The following is a 1,485-nucleotide window of genomic DNA, read 5'->3' on the forward strand; positions in this document are numbered from 1 at the left end:
TAATGAGCCTTCTCTAAAATATGCAACATAATCATCAAAAGATCTTTTGGCTCTTTTCAAAAACATCCCCTTAGAGTAACAATTTGTTAATTTTGTTACTCTAAATAGTAAAGCAATTTAATAAATTTTTAACACAAACTATTAACTTCCTTATCCTATTAATAGGGATGTTTAATATTTATTTCATTTACTATTCACAAACATCACTATCTGGATCCATTGAACATTTTACAACTTTCTGAATTTCTTCTTTATTAGCAGCACTTTGAAGATATTCTTTTAGTTTCTTTAGAGAATCTTTTAATTTTTCTAAATCTTCCTTAATATCACTAATCTTTACAGTAGTTTTATTTGTATTGCTATCACTCTCTTTTATTTTACTCCTTAATCCTTTTCTAACTTCTTCTAGTTGGTCAAAAAGCTGTTTTAATTTATGTCCACTTTCTTCTTCAAGATAGTCAACCCATTCGGAATAAATAGAAGTACCACTTTTACTCATATTAGTAATATCATCATAAATAGCACCCGTAATCTTATCTTCAACCTCTTTCCCGGACACTTCCATTCTTTCTTCAAAGAATGATCCTGGATTAATACTACTAATATCACTGATTATCTTGTCTATACTTTTTGTAACTGTTGAAATTATACCCTCAGTTCTTCTTTCAAGAGGATTTTCATTTGATTTTGATTCTCTTAATCTTTTTCTTTCTTCTCTTAATTTGTTTCTTTCTAATCTTTCTTTTTCTTCTTTTTGATATTTTTCTATTCTTCTTCTTTTAAGCTCTTCATCCTTTCTATCTTTAGCTTTCTCTTCTTCTGTTTTTTCTTTAATTACTGGTTTTACTACTACCGGCAATTTTGGCATTTCGGGCAATTCTGGTTTTAATATTCCTGCTACTTCTAATTTCGGTTCTTTGTTTTCTAAAGCTATAGGCTCAAGCTCGGGTTTTAATACTTTAGCATCTTCATTATCTTTTAAATCATTCTTATTAGAATCTTCTATTTCTTCTTTATTTTCTAAATTGGCATCTTTTTTATTTTCTTTTTTACCCTTTAATTCTTCTTCTTTTAATTTTTCTGCTATTTCATATACTGTTGGATCATCTGAAACAATTCTTTCTTTTGTATCCAAAAATCCACTAACTTTTTCTTTTACATTTTGTTTTAAATCTTCACCGCTTCTTGCATAATACTTGCAAGAACTTATCAGCGCAAAAACAGCACAAATAATTAACATTCTCATTTTTCCATTCATAAGTTACTCCATAAGTCCTAATATTAGCACAACACCAAATAATTGCAATTTTTCAAAGATTTAAATATATAATTTTGTTACATTTCAAATTACATATTAACAAAACGTAAATGTAATTTTAATCAACTCTTCAAAATCTCTCCATTGCAAATGACCTACTCATTACAAAAGACTACAAAATACATACAAATTAAATTTCAAAGTCTTTGCTATATATTACACAAAGT

General features: G+C 27.3%; 2 protein-coding genes. Both read right to left on the reverse strand.

Annotated features, from left to right (window positions below; all coding sequences use genetic code 11):
* A partial coding sequence (locus tag HNP67_RS06790; RefSeq protein WP_236845757.1) for a DUF603 domain-containing protein occupies nt 1-66 on the reverse strand: 66 nt, incomplete at its 3' end.
* Between the two features lie 124 nt (nt 67-190).
* Nucleotides 191-1,258: a hypothetical protein gene (locus HNP67_RS06795; RefSeq protein WP_184125810.1), complete on the reverse strand. Its 1,068-nt coding sequence runs from the start codon at nt 1,256-1,258 to the stop codon at nt 191-193.
* Nucleotides 1,259-1,485: the final 227 nt, after the last annotated feature.

Source organism: Borreliella californiensis, assembly GCF_014205885.1.
GTDB classification, from domain to species: domain Bacteria; phylum Spirochaetota; class Spirochaetia; order Borreliales; family Borreliaceae; genus Borreliella; species Borreliella californiensis.

Bases quoted from the DNA above. Each gene is read 5' to 3' on its own strand.
- HNP67_RS06795 (WP_184125810.1), bottom strand. From the start codon at position 1,258: ATGAATGGAAAAATGAGAATGTTAATTATTTGTGCTGTTTTTGCGCTG.